General features: G+C 63.1%; 16 protein-coding genes, 1 tRNA gene and 1 pseudogene. 5 read left to right on the forward strand and 13 right to left on the reverse strand.

Annotated elements, in window-relative coordinates; genetic code table 11:
* Nucleotides 1-64 precede the first annotated feature (64 nt).
* Nucleotides 65-2443 (forward strand): annotated as a pseudogene (locus KG698_RS09140) (xanthine dehydrogenase family protein molybdopterin-binding subunit).
* An 84-nt stretch (nucleotides 2444-2527) separates the two neighbouring features.
* Nucleotides 2528-3319, forward strand: a complete 792-nt coding sequence (locus KG698_RS09145; protein WP_213685253.1) for a xanthine dehydrogenase family protein subunit M — start codon at nucleotides 2528-2530, stop codon at nucleotides 3317-3319.
* A 72-nt stretch (nucleotides 3320-3391) separates the two neighbouring features.
* Here the strand turns inward: KG698_RS09145 and KG698_RS09150 are convergent, their stop codons facing one another.
* The 3 genes from KG698_RS09150 to infC all read right to left on the reverse strand — a co-directional run bounded on the left by KG698_RS09150 (nucleotide 3392) and on the right by infC (nucleotide 5073).
* Nucleotides 3392-3649, reverse strand: coding sequence for a helix-turn-helix transcriptional regulator (locus KG698_RS09150; RefSeq protein WP_213685254.1), 258 nt, complete (start codon nucleotides 3647-3649; stop codon nucleotides 3392-3394).
* Nucleotides 3618-4370: a hypothetical protein gene (locus KG698_RS09155; protein ID WP_213685255.1), complete on the reverse strand. Its 753-nt coding sequence runs from the start codon at nucleotides 4368-4370 to the stop codon at nucleotides 3618-3620. The genes KG698_RS09150 and KG698_RS09155 overlap by 32 nt, the downstream gene beginning before the upstream one ends.
* A gap of 160 nt (nucleotides 4371-4530) precedes the next feature.
* Nucleotides 4531-5073 carry a translation initiation factor IF-3 gene (infC, locus tag KG698_RS09160; RefSeq protein WP_213685335.1) on the reverse strand — a complete coding sequence of 181 codons (543 nt, stop codon included), beginning with the start codon at nucleotides 5071-5073 and terminating at the stop codon, nucleotides 4531-4533.
* A gap of 178 nt (nucleotides 5074-5251) precedes the next feature.
* Between infC and KG698_RS09165 the strand changes: the two genes are divergently transcribed.
* Nucleotides 5252-5731, forward strand: a complete 480-nt coding sequence (locus tag KG698_RS09165) for a hypothetical protein (RefSeq protein WP_213685256.1) — start codon at nucleotides 5252-5254, stop codon at nucleotides 5729-5731.
* Between the two features lie 133 nt (nucleotides 5732-5864).
* Here the strand turns inward: KG698_RS09165 and KG698_RS09170 are convergent, their stop codons facing one another.
* The 6 genes from KG698_RS09170 to cysG all read right to left on the reverse strand — a co-directional run bounded on the left by KG698_RS09170 (nucleotide 5865) and on the right by cysG (nucleotide 11403).
* A complete protein-coding gene (locus KG698_RS09170) occupies nucleotides 5865-6722 on the reverse strand; it encodes a ferredoxin--NADP reductase (protein ID WP_213685257.1) in 858 nt (285 codons plus the stop codon).
* Nucleotides 6723-6792: 70 nt separating this feature from the next.
* On the reverse strand, nucleotides 6793-7218 hold the full coding sequence (locus KG698_RS09175; RefSeq protein WP_213685258.1) for a DUF934 domain-containing protein: 426 nt from the start codon (nucleotides 7216-7218) through the stop codon (nucleotides 6793-6795).
* Between the two features lie 79 nt (nucleotides 7219-7297).
* Nucleotides 7298-8050, reverse strand: a complete 753-nt coding sequence (locus KG698_RS09180) for a phosphoadenylyl-sulfate reductase (RefSeq protein ID WP_213685259.1) — start codon at nucleotides 8048-8050, stop codon at nucleotides 7298-7300.
* Nucleotides 8040-9710: a nitrite/sulfite reductase gene (locus tag KG698_RS09185; RefSeq protein WP_213685260.1), complete on the reverse strand. Its 1671-nt coding sequence runs from the start codon at nucleotides 9708-9710 to the stop codon at nucleotides 8040-8042. Before KG698_RS09185 ends, KG698_RS09180 begins: the two co-directional genes overlap by 11 nt.
* Nucleotides 9710-10009 carry a DUF2849 domain-containing protein gene (locus KG698_RS09190; RefSeq protein WP_213685261.1) on the reverse strand — a complete coding sequence of 100 codons (300 nt, stop codon included), beginning with the start codon at nucleotides 10007-10009 and terminating at the stop codon, nucleotides 9710-9712. Before KG698_RS09190 ends, KG698_RS09185 begins: the two co-directional genes overlap by 1 nt.
* Nucleotides 10009-11403, reverse strand: coding sequence for a siroheme synthase CysG (gene cysG, locus KG698_RS09195; protein WP_213685262.1), 1395 nt, complete (start codon nucleotides 11401-11403; stop codon nucleotides 10009-10011). The genes KG698_RS09190 and cysG overlap by 1 nt, the downstream gene beginning before the upstream one ends.
* A gap of 141 nt (nucleotides 11404-11544) precedes the next feature.
* Here cysG and KG698_RS09200 point away from each other — a divergent pair, with 141 nt between their 5' ends.
* Complete coding sequence (locus KG698_RS09200) at nucleotides 11545-12006, forward strand: Lrp/AsnC family transcriptional regulator (RefSeq protein ID WP_213685263.1); 462 nt, start codon at nucleotides 11545-11547, stop codon at nucleotides 12004-12006.
* 31 nt (nucleotides 12007-12037) lie between these two features.
* Entirely contained in the window at nucleotides 12038-12823 is a 786-nt protein-coding gene (locus tag KG698_RS09205) for a DUF3445 domain-containing protein (RefSeq protein WP_213685264.1), read from the forward strand.
* 4 nt (nucleotides 12824-12827) lie between these two features.
* Here the strand turns inward: KG698_RS09205 and KG698_RS09210 are convergent, their stop codons facing one another.
* From KG698_RS09210 to ihfA, 4 genes are all read right to left on the reverse strand, one after another.
* Complete coding sequence (locus KG698_RS09210) at nucleotides 12828-13898, reverse strand: 2'-deoxycytidine 5'-triphosphate deaminase (RefSeq protein WP_213685265.1); 1071 nt, start codon at nucleotides 13896-13898, stop codon at nucleotides 12828-12830.
* Between the two features lie 91 nt (nucleotides 13899-13989).
* Nucleotides 13990-14066: transfer RNA gene (locus tag KG698_RS09215), tRNA-Pro, on the reverse strand.
* 42 nt (nucleotides 14067-14108) lie between these two features.
* Nucleotides 14109-14657, reverse strand: coding sequence for a MerR family transcriptional regulator (locus KG698_RS09220; protein ID WP_213685266.1), 549 nt, complete (start codon nucleotides 14655-14657; stop codon nucleotides 14109-14111).
* Between the two features lie 69 nt (nucleotides 14658-14726).
* Nucleotides 14727-15029, reverse strand: a complete 303-nt coding sequence (gene ihfA / locus KG698_RS09225; RefSeq protein WP_213685267.1) for an integration host factor subunit alpha — start codon at nucleotides 15027-15029, stop codon at nucleotides 14727-14729.
* Between the last annotated feature and the right edge of the window lie 50 nt (nucleotides 15030-15079).

Consider the following 15079-nt stretch of genomic DNA (forward strand, 5'->3'; position numbering starts at 1 on the left):
CGGCCCCGACCCCGCATGACCATCGGGTGATGGGCCGGGGCGACATATCCAAGGGAGGACGACAATGCCCAAAGATACTGGTATCGGCGCAAGATCGAAGCGGCGCGAGGATATACGCTTTTTGACAGGGCGCGGGGCCTATACCGACGATCTGGCCATGCAGGGTCAGCTTCACGCGGTGATGGTGCGCGCGAATGTGGCCCATGGGCGCATCGTGTCGATTGACACATCCGCCGCGCAGGCCATGCCCGGTGTGTTGGCGATTTTTACCGGCGAGGATTTCGCCGATGTGGGTGGCAACCCGGCAGGCTGGCTGATCCATTCGCGCGACGGCTCGCCCATGCGCGAACCCAAGCGCCCCGTGCTGGCCCATGGCAAGGTGCGCCATGTGGGCGATGCTTATGCCGCTGTCGTGGCCGAAACCTATGAGCAGGCGCGCGATGCCGCCGAAGCGGTGGCCGCCGGCACCGAGATCGAAGAATTGCCCGCCATCGTCGATATGGCGGCGGCTGTCGCCAATGCCAGCAACCGCGTGCATGACGAGATCCCCGACAATCTGTGCTTTGACTGGGGCTGGATCGAGGATAACCGCGACGCGGTCGATGCCGCGATGAAGGCGGCCCCCATGTCACCACGCTGGAGTTGGTCAACAACCGTCTGGTCCCCAATGCGATGGAGCCGCGCGCCTCCATCGGGGAATTCAACCCCGGGACGGGCGACTATAAGCTGACCACCACCAGCCAGAACCCGCATCTGACCAAGCTGTTGGTATGTGCCTTTGTGCTTGGTATCCCCGAGCACAAGCTGACGGTCGTCGCCCCCGACGTGGGCGGTGGTTTCGGCTCGAAGATCTATCACTACGGCGAAGAGGCGCTGGTTTTGGCCGCCGCCAAGAAGCTTGGCCGCCCAGTGCGCTGGACGGCGGAGCGGTCGGAAAGCTTTCTCACCGATGCCCATGGGCGCGACCATGTCACCACGATCGAGGTGGGCGCGACGCTGGATGGTGAGATCCTTGCGATCCGCACCAATACGCTGGCCAATGTCGGGGCGTATCTGTCGAATTTCTCGACCGCGACGCCCACATTCCTGCATGGCACGCTGATGGCCGGGCCCTACAAGGTGCCGCATGTCTATGTGAACCTGAAGGCGGTCTTTACTAATACCGCACCTGTCGATGCCTATCGCGGGGCAGGCCGGCCCGAGGCGACCTATAGCCTTGAGCGGGCCATCGACAAGATGGCACGCGAGCTGAAGCTTGATCCGGTCGCTGTGCGGCGAAAGAACCTTTTGACGCCGGACCAGTTCCCCTACACCACCCCCGTTGGGCTGGTCTATGATGTCGGCAATTACCAAGCCACGCTCGACAAGGCTTTGGATATGGCCGATCTGGCGGGGTTCGAGGCGCGCGCGGCCAAAAGCCGGGCAGGAAGGCAAGCTGCGCGGTGTGGGTCTGTCCACTTGGATCGAGGCCTGCGGCATCGCGCCCTCGCATCTGGTGGGACAGCTGGGCAGCCGCGTGGGTCTATATGACGCCGCCACAGTGCGCGTCAGTGCGACCGGCACGATCCAGGTGATGACCGGCGCCCATAGCCATGGTCAGGGCCATGAGACGGTCTTTGCCCAAGTCGTGGCCGACAAGCTGGGCATCGCCGAAGCGGCGGTCGAGATCGTGCATGGCGATACCTCCAAGATCCCCTTCGGGATGGGCTCTTACGGGTCGCGTTCGCTGGCGGTCTGTGGCTCGGCGATGGACCGCGCGCTGGACAAGATCATTGCCAAGGGCAAGAAGATCGCGGCCCATATGCTGGAAGCGGCCGAGGGTGACATCACCTTTGAAAACGGCAGCTTCTCGGTGACAGGCACCGACAAGGCGAAATCCTTTGGCGAGATCGCTTTCTCGGCTTACGTGCCGCATAACTACCCGCTCGAGACCCTCGAGCCGGGGCTGGAGGAGACGGCGTTTTACGATCCCAACAACTTCACCTATCCCGCCGGCGCCTATCTCTGCGAGGTCGAGATCGACCCCGACACCGGCAAAGTCACCATCTGTTCCTTCACCTGCGCCGATGATTTCGGCAATGTGATGAACCCGATGGTCGTCGAGGGGCAGGTGCATGGCGGTGTTGCCCAAGGAATCGGTCAAGCCTTGGTCGAACATACGGCCTATGATGAGAATGGTCAGCTTTTGACCGCGTCTTACATGGATTACGCCATGCCACGGGCCGATGATCTGCCGTTCTATCAGGTCGATCATTCCTGCGTCACACCCTGCAGCCATAACCCGCTTGGAGTGAAGGGCTGCGGCGAGGCGGGGGCCATCGGCTCGCCACCGGCGGTGGTCAATGCGGTCATCGATGCGCTGCACCGTGCGGGCATGGACCATGTGGATCATATCGATATGCCGCTGACGCCCGCGCGCGTCTGGGCCGCCATGCAAGCGTGATCGGACAGGGGCGGGGGGCCAGCCCCCCGCACCCCCCGGGATATTTATGAAACGAAGAAGGGAAAGACCCTTCGGGAGGAATGGATGTATAATTTCGAATTCGCCAAGGCCAAGACGATTGCCGATGCCGTCAAGGCATTGTCGTCAGGGGACGCCCAAGCGCTGGGCGGCGGGCAGACGCTGTTGCCGACGATGAAGCAGCGCCTTGCGGCACCGACCACGCTGGTCAGCCTCAACGCCATCCCCGAGATGATCGGGGTCTGCGTCAACGACGCGGGCGAGGTCTGCATCGGGGGGGCGACCACCCATGCCACAGTCGCGCGTGAAGCGGCGGCGCATTACCCTGCCTTGGCCGCACTTGCGAGCCATATCGGCGATCCGGCTGTGCGCAATCGCGGCACAATCGGTGGCTCCTTGGCCAATAACGACCCGTCCGCCTGTTACCCGGCGGCGGCCTTGGGCTCGGGGGCGGTGATCAAGACCAATGCCCGCGACATCGCGGCGGATGATTATTTCCTTGGCATGTTCACCACCGCGCTGGACGAGGGCGAGATCATCACCGAGGTGCGCTTTCCCGTGCCGCAAAAGGCCAATTACCAGAAATTCGTCCAGCCCGCCTCGCGCTTTGCCTTGGTGGGGGTCTATGTGGCGAAATATGCGGGTGGCGTGCGCGTCGCGGTCACCGGCGCGGCCTCGGATGGGGTGTTCCGCTGGGCCGAGGCGGAGGCAGCGCTTTCAGCCGATTTCGCGGCCACGGCGCTTGATGCCTTGGCCGTGCCCGGCAATGACATGATCGCCGATCTACACGGCTCGGCCGATTACCGCGCGCATTTGGTCAAGGTGATGACCAAGCGCGCTGTGGCGGCCGCCGCCTGAATAGAGCGCCGGTCCGCGAGAAAACCAAAAGGCGCCGGGGCGATCCGGCGCCTTTTTGCATGGGCCAAACCTTCAGGCGTAAGCGGTCACCATCCGCGCGGCACGCGCCATTTTGCGCACAGCCGAGGGCGAAACGCCCAGCTTGTTGCTGATGGCGCGCGAAAAGCCCGCCAATGTTTCGAACCCGCTGGCGCGTGCGATATCCGAGACAGGCATCGCGGTATGGCGCAGCAAATCCGCCCCATGGCGTAGGCGCAAGGTCAGGTAATGATCCGAAGGTCTGACCCCCAAAGCCCGTTCACAGCGCCCGCGCAGCGCCTTGCGGCTCATGCCAAGGCTTTCGGCCAAGTCGGTCAGCGCAAGTGGCGTTTCGAGATGGGCGCGCATGCGCGCCTCCATCTCGGCGATGATCGGATCGACGGGGGCCGCGGCCTCGGGGGTGTCGTCGGGCGCGGCACGTTGGGCTTTGCGGCGTTGCAAGCTTGCCGCTGGCCAGCCTACGCGCGACCTCTTGTGCCAAGGCGGGCGATGCGGCTTTTGCGACCCAAGCGCAGAGCGCCTCGCCGATTGCGGTCCCGCCTGCCACGGTAAGGCGACGATCATCAAGCGCATAGGGCCGGTCAAGCACCTCAATCGCGGGGAATTGGCGGTCATCGGCTGCATCTGGGCTGCGGCTGAGCACGGCTTGACGCCCGTTCAGCCAACCGATCTGCGCCAAGATCAGCGTGCCGGTTGCAACGCCGCCCAAACGCCCGCCTGCCGCCTCGATCCGTGAAAGAAAGGCCTGAAATCCGTTGGGGATGCGCGCAGGTACCGTATCGCCGCACAACACCAGCACTAGATCGACCGTCTCTGCTGCATCCCAATTGGGGCAGCCCGGCTCTACCAGTGCGGAATTGCAAGCGCGTACCGGCTGATGGCCGGGAATACGCATATCATAGGTGAAAAGCGGCTCTGGGCTGAGCCTATTGGCGGTGTCGAGCACGGCGCAGCCAAGCGCATAGGCCAACATTGGGAAACCGGGGAAAAGAACAAAACTCACATGTACCATGGCCGGAGGATGACGCAGCATTCGTGGCGGTTCAAGCCAAGTGAAGCGCAATCTCGGCCATGCGCGTCCTTGCTGCAACAGCGAGTGAGGGCAGGCGCAAAAAAGCAAAAGGCGCGCCGGTGGGGCGCGCCGATCATGGCTGCTGGATCAAGGCGTGGCGCTATTTGGCCGAGCCGATCATCATCACCATCTGGCGTCCTTCCAGACGCGGTATGCTTTCGACCTTGCCCAGCCCTTCGACATCGGCGGCCACGCGCTCGAGCAATTCACGCCCAAGGTTTTGGTGCGCCATTTCGCGACCACGAAAACGTAAGGTGACTTTTACCTTGTCGCCGTTTTCAAGAAACTTGGTCACGCTGCGCATCTTGACCTCGTAATCATGGGTGTCGGTGTTCGGACGGAACTTGACCTCCTTGATCTCGATGACTTTTTGCTTCTTGCGTGCCTCGGCCTCGCGTTTCTGGGTCTCGTATTTATACTTACCGAAATCCATGATCTTGCACACGGGCGGCTCTGCCGTGGGCGAAATTTCGACCAGATCCAGACCGGCCTGTTCGGCAAGCTCAAGAGCCCGGATCGGCGACAGAACACCGAGATTTTCCCCCTCTGCGCCGATCAGGCGGATCTCAGGGCAACGGATACGTTCATTCACGCGCGGGCCGGATTCACGGGATGGCGGCGCGTTATGGGGTCTGCGGGCTATGGGGGCCTCCTGAAGCTACCGAGATTTAGGCTGACAACCTAACTGTGCTGCCGGTTTCTTTCAAGGCGAATTGGCGCTTATATGCCGGAAAGCCATGGCTGCTGCATTGCGGCATTGCCAGAACGTCACGGCCATGCATAGGTGACAGCACGTTTAATCATCCAAAATGGAAGAGACCATGAAACGCGTCATTATCATTATCGTTGTCCTCGCGTCGCTGGGCATCGGCGGTTACTTTGTTGTGCAGACGCAAAATGCCAATGTCGAACGTGCCGCCGCCGAACAGGCTGCTGCTGAGGCCGCTGCTGCTGAGGCCGCTGCTGCCGCTGCCGCCGAACAGGCTGCCGCCGAGGCTGCCAAAGCTGCTGCTGCTGCCGAGGCCGCTGCTGCCGAAGCTGCTGCCGCGGTAACCAATGCCGCCCAAGACGCTGCTGCGGGCTTGGCGGATCAAGCTGTGCAGGCCCAAGATGCGCTCGCGGCCTTGTTCACTGTCGACGGCTTCGATTTCGATGCCGCAATCGCCGCATTGGCCGCAGCCGATATCCCGGCCTTGGCGCGCACTGCCGTGACAACGGCACTTGGCGCGGCGCGCGACAACCCCGCGTTGTTGCCAACTGCCCTTGAGCAGGCGCGCAACCTGCTGGGCCTCGGCCAGTAAATCCCGGCACCGAGATAAAAGCCCCCCTTGGCTTGGCCAAAGGGGGGCTTAATTTTGCGATGTCTTGTCGCCCTTGCAAACGCTGCCTCGCCTGTTGCGCTGAATAAAGCGGACTGATCAAACGCGACACGCTCTAGTCGAGAAAGGCCTTCTCGACCACATATTCGGCCGGGTTGGAATTGGCCCCTTCGCGCAGGCCATAGCCCTCGAGCATCGCCTTGATCTCAAGGTTGAAGGCCAGATTACCGCACACCATCGCGCGGTCGGTGTCCGGGGCAAGCGGGCCCACACCAAGATCGGCAAAAACCTCGCCCGAGCGCATCAGATCGGTGATCCGCCCCATCTTGGCGCTCTCTTCCCGCGTGGTGGTGGGGTAATAGCGCAGCTTGTCGGCAAACCCCTCGCCGATCAATTCGGCCAACATCTCGTCGGCCCGGATCGCCTCGATCAGCCGCGCGCCATAGGTCAACTCGCCCAGCTCGCGGCAGGTATGGGTCAGGATCACCTCGTCGTAATCTTCATAAGTCTGCGGCTCGCGCAGAAGGCTTGCAAAAGGCGCAATGCCCGTGCCGGTGGCAAAAAGCCAAAGCCGCTTACCCGGCAAGAGCGCGTCATGCACCAATGTGCCAACAGGCTTGGGGCGCAAAATGATCGCATCACCGGGGCGGATATGCTGGAGTTTCGAGGTCAACGGCCCATTTGGCACCTTGATCGAATAGAACTCCAGCGCGTCATCCCAAGCGGGCGAGGCGATGGAATACGCCCGCATCAGCGGCTTTTGCTTGCCCGTCTCAGGGTCCGGATCGCCCATCAAGCCGATCATCACGAACTCGCCCGACCGAAACCTCAGGCTTGCCGGCCGCGTGCAGCGGAACCGGAACAGCCGGTCGGTGTAATGCTCCACCTCGGTCACGATCTGCGTGTCGGGCAGGGTGGGTGTGGCGCGCGCTGCGGTGTTCTCGGTATCTTTCACGGGAGTGTGCTCGGTCATGTCATCTCAAGGGCGCGGTCTGGCCGCTACCCCCTCCATAAGCCTTGATCTGGATCAGGGAAAGCTTTTGTCAGCCTTTCAGCCGCGCCTGATAGTCGCCTGCGCGCCAATCGGCGCGTGCCAACCACTGATCTTCGGGTTGGCGCGCGGCCATCGCGGGGGTGATTTCCACCTCGTCAAAGCCCGCGCGCCGCGCCATGGCATATTGATCGGCCAGCACATGGCCCGCCGCGCGCAGGCGCCCGCGATAGCCCATCGCGCGCAGCCGCCGGGCGATGGTAAAGCCGCGCCCATCGGCAAAGCTGCCAAAACGGATGCGGATCAGCGTGATCCGGTCCAGATGCACGACCAAGGCGTCGAGATCGGCCTGTGGCCCAAGATCGAGGGCCAGATGATCCCCGTGCAAATCCGCATCGGGTGGCAAGATCGCCCTGTCCCAATCATCGGTCGAAAAGCCCGTATCGCGCATGATGATCGCGGCGGCTGTGGTCTGCATCTATTCACACTCCATCAAGGTTAACGCGCGCGCCCTTCAACTTTGCCGAAAATACGCAAACGCAGTCTTTGTTGCCTAGTCACGAGGCCTGCCTGATCGGCGCGCGCACGATCCGTCCGTCGACGACATGGATACCGCATTCCTCCTTGGCGGCACCGCGCCAGCGCCCGGCACGCGGGTCTTCACCCGCTGCCACAGGCGTGGTGCAAGGCGCACAGCCGATGGAGGCATAACCGCGCGCCACAAGCGGGTGGCGGGGCAGGCGGTTGTTGGTCATATACTCGGCCAAATCCTCGCGCGCCCAATGGGCCAGCGGGTTGATCTTGATGCGCGCCTCGCCCTCGGCCTCGAAGAAGGCCAGCGCCGCGCGGCTGCCTGATTGAAAGCGTTTGCGCCCGGTGATCCATGCATCGAAAGGGGCGAGCGCATGGGCCAGCGGTTCGGTCTTGCGCAAGTTGCAGCAGGCGTCGGGGTTCTCACGATGCAGCCCCCCCTCGGGGTCATGGGCGGCAAGCTTGGTGCGGCTGGCGCGGATGACCCGCACATCGCCAAGCCCCAGATGGGCCGCCACCGCGCGTTGATAGCTGAGCGTTTCGTCAAACAGCATCTCGGTGTCCAAAAACAGCACCGGTGTGTCGCGGTCGATCACGGCCACCATATGCAACAAGACGACCGACTCTGCCCCAAAGCTTGAGACCATCGCGACCGATCCCGTGTCGGTATCGGCCAGCGCATGTTCCAACACGGCGATGGCCGAGTGATGGCGGTAGCGGCTGTTGAGCGCCGCCACACGCGTCGCCACACTGCCGAAATGGCTGATCTCAGGCGGCATCGGCCTCTGCCCCCCCAGCGCCATAGAGCGCGGCCTTGAAGGGTTCCATGCCGACCCGGCGATAGGCGGCAAGAAAGCTTTCCGCGCGTCCCATGCGTAAGCCCAGATAGGCGCGCAAAATCCGCTCTATCGCGGGCACGATCTGGTCATAGGCAAAACCGGGGCCAGCACGCTCACCGATGACCGCATCAGGGCCACCATCGCCGCCCAGCGTGATCTGGTAGCTTTCCACCCCCGCCCGGTCGAGGCCCAAGATGCCGATATGGCCGACATGATGATGCCCGCAGGCATTGATGCAGCCCGAAATCTTGATCTTGAGCGGCCCGATATCGTGTTCGAGTTTCAAGGCGTCGAAATGCGTCGCAATCTCTTGCGCCACGGGGATCGAGCGCGCGGTCGCAAGCGCGCAGTAATCCATACCGGGGCAGGCGATGATATCGGAAAGCAGCCCGATATTGGCCGTGGCCAGCCCCGCGCCCAAAAGCGCCTGATGCACGGCCTTCAGGTGGCGCTTGGGCAAATGCGGCAAGACCACGTTTTGCTCATGGCTGATGCGGATTTCATCATGCGCATAATGCGCCGCCAAATCGGCGATAAGGCGCATCTGCGCCGAAGAGCAATCGCCCGGTGTTGCGCCATGCGCCTTAAGGCTGATGGTCGCGATGGTGTAATCGGGGTGGCGATGGGGCGCGGTATTCGTGTCGACAAAGGCGCGAAAGACTGGATCGGCTGCGTAATCGGCGGCAAAGCCTCCCACGCCTTGATCGCTGAACGCCGGTGGCGCGAAATGCGCCGTGATCTCGGCCAAAAGCGCCTGATCCACGCCGGAAAACAAGGGCTTGCGCGCGGCGAATTCGGCATTCACCTGCGCGCGGATGGCGTCGATACCTGTTTCATGGACCGTGATCTTGATGCGCGCCTTGTATTTATTGTCGCGCCGCCCGATCAGATTATAAACCGCCACGACCGCCTCCAGATAGGGCAAGAGATCGGCCATCGGCACGAATTCTGCCAAGATCTTGCCGATCATCGGCGTGCGGCCCAAGCCGCCCCCGACCAGCACAGCCGCGCCCAATGCGCCATCCCGCCGCACAAGGCGCAGGCCGATATCATGGGCCGCCGTCACCGCGCGGTCATCGGCATGGCCCGTGACCGCGACCTTGAACTTGCGTGGAAGGAACTGGAACTCGGGGTGGTCGGTCGACCATTGGCGGATCAATTCCGCCACTGGGCGCGGATCGGCCACCTCGTCCTTGGCGGCACCGGCGAAATGATCGGCGGTCACGTTGCGGATGCAGTTGCCGCTGGTCTGGATCGCATGCATGCCGACATCGGCCAAGGCCGCGAGCATATCGGGCACATCGCGCAATGCGGGCCAGTTGAACTGGATATTCTGGCGCGTGGTGAAATGGCCATAGCCCCGGTCCCAGCGGTCCGCGATCATCGCAAGCTGCCGCATTTGCGCGCCATTGAGCGTGCCGTAAGGGATCGCCACCCGCAGCATATAGGCATGCAGTTGCAAATAGAGCCCGTTCATCAGCCGCAGCGGTTTGAATTCCTCCTCGGTCAGTGATCCGTCGATGCGGCGCGCGACTTGGGTACGAAACTGCGCGACACGGTTGCGCAGGAAATCCGCGTCGAATTCGGAATAGCGATACATCAGGCGCGCTCCTGCTTGCCATGGGCGTAGTTGGAGGGGCCGCGGGTGCGAAACACCTCGCGGAAATGGATCGGCTCGGGGCCTTTGGGGCCAGCCTTGGCATCGGCCAGATAGGCGCCCACCACCTCGTGGCCGCGCGCGGCCGCATCCAGCAGATGCAGCTCGGCTGTCGCCGCATCGGTGATCAAGAGCGCGCGGTCATGCTGCCGCGTCCATCCGCCATCGGGGGCAAGATAGACAACATCGCCCTCTAACAGCGCATTGGCGGTCAGGACTTTCGGCGTAACGGTTGCGGACATTAGGCGAACTCCTCGGACAATTGGGGCAGGGCGGCCTCGGCTGCGCGGGGCGCAAGCCCGTAAAGCAAGATCACAGGGCCGTTGCAGCCCGCCTCGGCCAGTGCATTGGGCAGGCGGGCAAGGGTCGTGGCGATGATGCGCGCATCTGGGCGGGATGCGTTTTCGACAGCCGTCACCGGGGTTTGCGGATCGGCCCCGTGCATCATCAGGCGGCCTTGGATGAACCGCGCGCCGCGTTTGCCCATGTAGATCGCGGCCACCGCGCCGGGGCGGGCAAGCCCGCGCCAATCTTGCTCGGCGAAACCTTGCATGTCATGCCCGGTGATCAACCGCAGCGCGCTATTGCGGTCGCGCTTGGTCAGGCTTTGGCCGATGCTTGCCGCCGCCGCACTCGCCGCCGTGATGCCCGGCACGACCGACCAATCGATGCCCGCTTGCACCAATGCCGCGATCTCTTCGTCGAGCCGTCCGAACACCGCTGGATCGCCACCTTTCAGCCGCACCACATGCGCGCCATGGGCCGCATGCTCCACCATCAGCGCGCAGATATCGCCCTGTGACATGGAGGGGCCAAAGCCCTCTTTGCCTGCATCGATGATCAGCGCCTCGCGCCGGGCAAGCTCAAGGATCGCTTGCGGCACCAGCCGGTCATGGATCACCACATCGGCCCGGTCGAGCAGGCGACGCGCTTTCAGCGTCAACAGCTCCGGATCGCCGGGGCCAGCGCCCACCAGATCGACCCGTCCGGGTGCGGGGGCTGCCGCAAGATGGCGTGACAAAAGCGCTGAAAGCGCGGGTTCAAGGCCGCTTTCCCCTTCTTTTTCAATGACCTGCGGCGCGGTGTCGAAATAGAAATCTGCCCAGAAATCGCGCCGCTTGCGCCCCATCGGCAAAGCCTCGGCCAGTTTGCGAAACCCCTTGCCGACGCGAGCGGCCACGCCCAAGGAGGGGGGCAGCCGCGCCTCCAGATCGGCCTTGATCGCGCGCGCTAGCACTGGGGCCGCGCCCTCGGTGCCGATGGCGATAGTCACCGGGTCGCGATCGACGATGGCAGGCGTGATGAATTGGCTGTCTTCCAGATTATCGACCAGATTGACCAAGGCGCCGTCGGCGCGCGCAAGTTTGGCCACGCGGCGATCCTCGACCGGGTCGTCACTGGCGGCATAGACCAGCGCCGCGCAAAGCGCGTCACCGGGGCCAAAGGCCCGGCTGATCAGCATGATTTTCCCATCAGCGGCCAAAGCCTGCAGCGCGGGGTCGGGTGCCTCGGTGATCACGCTCAGGCGCGCCGTGGTCTTGCGCAAGATGCGCAATTTGGCCAAGGCCGTCTCGCCACCGCCTGCGATGACGACACGGCGGCCTTGCAGGGCCAGAAAGATCGGGAAGTGGTCCATCGCGCGCTCCGACCAAGATTGGTTTCGCTATATTTAGAAAAATTTCCCAGTATTTGGCAGATACACCTTGCTGAAAGGGACATATGTTTTTACCAGTGCCGCGCAGATCAGATACCGTTCCGCCGCAAAGGGCCACCAAAGATGACTGTCCAGATCGACGCGCTTGACCGGAAAATTCTCGCAGCCCTGCAAGCGGATGCTTCGCGCTCACTCGATGATATCGCGCGCATCGTGGGCTCGTCCAAGACGCCGGTCTGGAACCGGATTCGCAAGCTGAAAGAGGCGGGCGTGATTGGCCAGCACACGGTCTTGCTCGATGCCGAAAAGCTGGGGTTCGAGGCGTGTTTTTTCGTGCTGATCCGCACCTCCGAACACGAGGCCGATTGGCAGCACCGTTTCCTCGCCGCGCTCAAAGCCCGCCCCGAGGTGATGGAGGCGCATCGCTTGGCAGGTGAGATTGATTATATCCTCAAGGTCCGCGTGGCCAATGCGCGCGCCTATGACGTCTTTTACCAAGCCCTGATCTCGGAGGTGCGGATTTATAACGTGACCGCGCTGCTCTCGATGGAAGAGATCAAGGCCAGCCCGCTTTTGCCGCTATGACCAAGGCATTGGCCCAAGGGGCGGGGTGCGGATGAGCGCGATCTTGCAACAGCATTTGCCAACCATCCCATGGTTGGTGCCCGCCCTTGCGCGGCTGCCGGGGGTCTTGCCGCTGAGCATGGCGGATTGGCTGGTGGTCGATGAAGCCTTTGACGGTCAAATGGCGCTGCGCGATCAGCTTTTGGCGGAACGCCCGGATGCGGTCTATGCGATGACACCGGGGGCCGACGCAGCGGCGGAGGAACTTTTGGCCCTGATCCTTGACCATCTAGGGCCGGGATATCAGCGGCAGGGCGATCAGGTGATCCGCCCCGATGGTGTGGCGGTGGCCCTTGATGGGGCGCCGCCCCTGATCACCGCCGCGCGACTGGTGCAAGAGGATCTGTGCATCCATCAGCCCGGCCCAAATGGTGAGCATGTGCTGACGGCTGCGGTGTTGTGCTTTCCCGCAAGCTGGCGTTTGGACGAGAAAATCGGCCGTCCGCTCAGCGCGATCCATGCCCCGGTGGCGGCCTATGACGCACAGATGGCCGCGCGGGTGCAGCGGCTTTTCGATGCGATACGCCCCGAGCGCCCCTTATGGCGGCAAAACGCGCTGATCTATGCCGACCCCGCGCTGCACCAACCAAGGCGCGAGGCCACTCCGCGCCGCGATGCTCCCGGCACGGGCCGCTATTTGCGGTCGGAAAAACAATGCTTTGTGCGGCTGGAGAACACCGACGCGGTGGTGTTTTCGATCCACACTTATCTTGTGCCGCTCACCGCACTGCCCGCGCAAGCGCGCGCTGGGCTGGCCCAAATCCACAGCGTGCTTTGACCGCCTATCCCCGGAAATGCTTGGAGAGCTTTAGCCCTTGGCCTTGATAGTTCGAGGCGATGGTGGTGCCGTAAAGCGTGCGCGGCGCATCGGCCATGCGTTCATAGACCAGCCGTCCCACCACCTGCCCATGTTCCAAGACAAAGGGCGCTTCGTGACAGCGCACCTCAAGCACGCCGCGTGCAGGCACGCCATGGCCAAAGCCGGGGTCGAAAAACCCCGCGTAATGCACGCGAAACTCACCCACCATGGCCAGATAGGGTGACATTTCGGCGGCGCAGTCGGGCGGGATCGTCACCGCCTCGCGGCTGACGAGAATATAAAAGGCACCCGGGTCAAGGATGATGCGCCCATCTTCGCCGCGCACCTCTTCCCAGAAATCCGCGATCTCATGCGCGCCGATCTGGGTCAGGTCGATGACGCCTGTATGCGGCTTGGCGCGGTAGCCCACGATGCCCTTGGCCGTGGGTGTCAGATCGACGGAAAAGCCCAAACCCTCGTCGATGACGGCCACACCATCGACCAGCGGTGTCTCAGCGTGGCGCGCGGCGAGTTCGGCGTCTGACAAGACCGCTTGGCCGCGCCGAAAGCGGATTTGGTTTAGCCGCAGCCCCGGCGCCACCTTGACCGAGAAGGAGCGCGGGCAAATCTCGGCATAAAGCGGGCCTGTGTAGCCTGCGGGGATGCGGTCAAACTCCGTGCCGCCATCCGCGATCACCCGCGTCAGGCAATCGACGCGACCCGTGGAGCTTTTGGCATTGCACACCGCCGTCACATCATCGGGGAGCGCCAGCCCCTCCATCAAGGGCACGACATAGACACAGCCCTTTTCCAGCACGGCCCCTTGGGTCAGGTCCATCCGGTGCATCTCGAATTCCGCGATGCGGTCGGCCACAGACCGTCCAGCCCCCGCAAGGAACGAGGCGCGCACGCGGTAGGCGATGGTCCCCAAGCGTAGATCAAGGCTGGCCGGTTGCACCTGTCCCGCATCGGGGATGTCGCAACGGATGGCCCCGCCTGCGATCATCGCCTCAATCGCGGTATCGGGCAAAACCCCTTGGCGTTTATCTGTCATCTGGCCAATCCCTGTTTTGCCCAAGAAAAAACCGCCCGCGCCGTCGGCGCAAGGGCGGTTTTCACGGGCACCCCCCAAAGCGGGGAGGTGATGGTCGGGCTAGCAGGACTTGAACCTGCGACCTTCCGTCCCCCAGACGGACGCGCTACCAGGCTGCGCTATAGCCCGCCGTGCAGTCCTTCTAGCGATTTCCCCGGGGGGCGCAAGGGGTCAGGCAGGCGCTTGTTCGCGCATCTTCGCACGCAGCACGACCAGTGCCGAAACAAGGCGGGTCCGTGTCGTGGGTGACAGCGCCGCAGGATCGGCGGCGATGGCCGCCAAGCGGGCTAGGCTGTCTTGTATGGTCGCAATATCGCGTGGCGCGGGTACCGTGGCGGGTGCGGTATCGGTTTGCGCGGCTTCGATGTGCAGCGCCGCGCCTTCTTGCTGGCTATCCACGATCCAATCTGCCGTGGGATCATCCCCGTCGATACTGGCCGACAGGTCAAGCGGCGGCGACAGCGCGGCGACAGCGCCAATCCCGCTTTCGCGGATCATGCGCTGCACGCCTCGGATCGTCAGGCCGCGATCATGTAGCAAGACCTTGATACCGCCTACCAATTCCATATCGGATGGGCGGTAATAGCGCCGCCCGCCCGCGCGCTTGACCGGCTTGATCTGTGGAAACTTCGATTCCCAAAATCGTAGGACATGCGCTGCCACGCCCAACCATTCCGCCACTTCGCGGATCGTTCGAAAGGCTTGCGACGATTTCGTCATGGCGGATTTGGCCTGCCTTCTTGGCTTAGCTGCGATCAAGTTGCACGCCGCATGGGCGCGCGCAGGGGGTTAGCCGCGGTTGCCCGCTGCGACCCTGTCCTTCATCAGATGCGAGGGGCGGAAGGTCAGCACGCGGCGCGGGCTAATCGGTACCTCTTCGCCGGTCTTGGGGTTGCGGCCGACGCGGGCGGTCTTGGCGCGCACCGAAAACGTGCCAAAGGACGAGATCTTGACCTGCTCACCCTCGGCCAGCGCATCGGACATCAATTCCAACACCCGTTCGACCAATTGCGCGCTTTCGTTTCGCGACAGGCCCACCGCGCGGAACACCGCCTCAGATAGGTCCATGCGTGTCAGTGTGTTATCACTCATGCCTTGCGTCTCCCCAAAGTTGCCCGAGGATGGATCAAGGCAATGCGCGA

The organism is Roseicyclus sp., assembly GCF_018402035.1.
Lineage (GTDB): Bacteria > Pseudomonadota > Alphaproteobacteria > Rhodobacterales > Rhodobacteraceae > Roseicyclus.

What these genes read in the sequence shown, in the direction of transcription:
- KG698_RS09200 (WP_213685263.1), top strand. Translation starts at nt 11,545, where the DNA reads ATGACTGTCCAGATCGACGCGCTTGACCGGAAAATTCTCGCAGCCCTG.
- ihfA (WP_213685267.1), bottom strand. Translation starts at nt 15,029, where the DNA reads ATGAGTGATAACACACTGACACGCATGGACCTATCTGAGGCGGTGTTC.
- KG698_RS09155 (WP_213685255.1), bottom strand. Translation starts at nt 4,370, where the DNA reads ATGGTACATGTGAGTTTTGTTCTTTTCCCCGGTTTCCCAATGTTGGCC.
- KG698_RS09180 (WP_213685259.1), bottom strand. Translation starts at nt 8,050, where the DNA reads ATGCCGCCTGAGATCAGCCATTTCGGCAGTGTGGCGACGCGTGTGGCG.
- KG698_RS09165 (WP_213685256.1), top strand. Translation starts at nt 5,252, where the DNA reads ATGAAACGCGTCATTATCATTATCGTTGTCCTCGCGTCGCTGGGCATC.
- KG698_RS09190 (WP_213685261.1), bottom strand. Translation starts at nt 10,009, where the DNA reads ATGTCCGCAACCGTTACGCCGAAAGTCCTGACCGCCAATGCGCTGTTA.
- KG698_RS09150 (WP_213685254.1), bottom strand. Translation starts at nt 3,649, where the DNA reads ATGAGCCGCAAGGCGCTGCGCGGGCGCTGTGAACGGGCTTTGGGGGTC.
- cysG (WP_213685262.1), bottom strand. Translation starts at nt 11,403, where the DNA reads ATGGACCACTTCCCGATCTTTCTGGCCCTGCAAGGCCGCCGTGTCGTC.
- KG698_RS09185 (WP_213685260.1), bottom strand. Translation starts at nt 9,710, where the DNA reads ATGTATCGCTATTCCGAATTCGACGCGGATTTCCTGCGCAACCGTGTC.
- KG698_RS09145 (WP_213685253.1), top strand. Translation starts at nt 2,528, where the DNA reads ATGTATAATTTCGAATTCGCCAAGGCCAAGACGATTGCCGATGCCGTC.
- KG698_RS09170 (WP_213685257.1), bottom strand. Translation starts at nt 6,722, where the DNA reads ATGACCGAGCACACTCCCGTGAAAGATACCGAGAACACCGCAGCGCGC.
- KG698_RS09175 (WP_213685258.1), bottom strand. Translation starts at nt 7,218, where the DNA reads ATGCAGACCACAGCCGCCGCGATCATCATGCGCGATACGGGCTTTTCG.
- KG698_RS09220 (WP_213685266.1), bottom strand. Translation starts at nt 14,657, where the DNA reads ATGACGAAATCGTCGCAAGCCTTTCGAACGATCCGCGAAGTGGCGGAA.
- KG698_RS09205 (WP_213685264.1), top strand. Translation starts at nt 12,038, where the DNA reads ATGAGCGCGATCTTGCAACAGCATTTGCCAACCATCCCATGGTTGGTG.
- KG698_RS09210 (WP_213685265.1), bottom strand. Translation starts at nt 13,898, where the DNA reads ATGACAGATAAACGCCAAGGGGTTTTGCCCGATACCGCGATTGAGGCG.